This is a genomic window from Shewanella sp. BJSY2023SW007 (genome assembly GCF_047314525.1).
GTDB lineage: Bacteria > Pseudomonadota > Gammaproteobacteria > Enterobacterales > Shewanellaceae > Shewanella > Shewanella chilikensis.
This window is the reverse complement of sequence record NZ_JBKORL010000055.1, coordinates 1-1,057: the sequence shown is the minus strand read 5'-3', so window position 1 is coordinate 1,057 and position 1,057 is coordinate 1. Positions and strand designations below refer to the sequence as shown.

General features: G+C 40.4%; 1 protein-coding gene. It reads left to right on the top strand.

Annotated elements, in window-relative coordinates:
* Positions 1-143 precede the first annotated feature (143 nt).
* The gene (locus ACMHXE_RS08680) at positions 144-719 is read left to right on the top strand and encodes a hypothetical protein (RefSeq protein WP_413731999.1); all 576 of its coding nucleotides are present in this window, start codon (positions 144-146) and stop codon (positions 717-719) included.
* The last annotated feature ends 338 nt before the right edge of the window (positions 720-1,057 follow it).

Genomic DNA, 1,057 nt, shown 5'->3' with positions numbered 1-1,057 from the left:
TGTTTGTTTGGCGACTACAGAGTATCACCAACAGGCAGTTGATCTCTCCTCACCGTTTAACCATGAGTGGTGCACTTATTATCTGAATTCGGGAGTACTTTAAGCGTGAAAATATCATTCTGATTGGGGCTATTTTCGTTACAGTGGCAACTTTAGGTGTGTTTTTCATTCAGTTTCATTCCGGACTTTCTAATGATCAAGGCGACTGGGGAAGCTTTGGTAGTTATGTAGGTGGTGTTCTTGGGCCATTATTCGCATTTTTAGCGTTTTTAGCTGGTCTAGAGAATCTAAAGTTTCTCAAACGACAGCAAGTAAACTCAGAGATCTTACTTACAATCCGCTCATATGAACAAGATCTGAAAAATTCATATGAAATGGTCGTTACCTGTGAGTCTCCATGGGTTTGGGGACATGATATTGGCGCTTTTGATGATTTAACAGAATTGCCTTTGCGAACATTGCTAGAAAGTGATTCCATAGACTGGGAGCATCATTTATCAGAATTGAGGGAAAGCTTAAAGTTTCGCAAGCAACCCAATGGCGTACTATTCCAAGATCGAGATATTTGGTTACAGGCACATAATGCTGCAAAAGGTCTATTTCAATATATTGAGCTGTATCGAAAGCAGGGCGGTGATCAGTCTATTATTGCTTATTATTTTGATACATATGAAATCCCGTACAATAGGCTTATGCAGAGTTCTTGGATACAAACCTAACAAGGCGTTTAAGGCAGATTCCCAACGCTTGGCATTTTTCATCCCCTCGCTGGGTTTTGTGTTTACTGGTATGGTCAATAGCAAAGACACCCATTATTAGCTGAGTGAAGACTCTAGTTGCCTGGTTCACAGAAAAACTGATGTTTTCACTGGCAGAAAATTACAAATAACAAAGACACCCATTATTAGCTGAGTGAAGACTCTAGTTGCCTGGTTCACAGAAAAACTGATGTTTTCACTGGCAGAAAATCATCTTTCAAGCCTTTTGAGGGCCATTCAGTTATTGAAATGAGCGCAAAAGTCGAATTTCAGACACGGTGGAGGTCGGACAAAGTTCG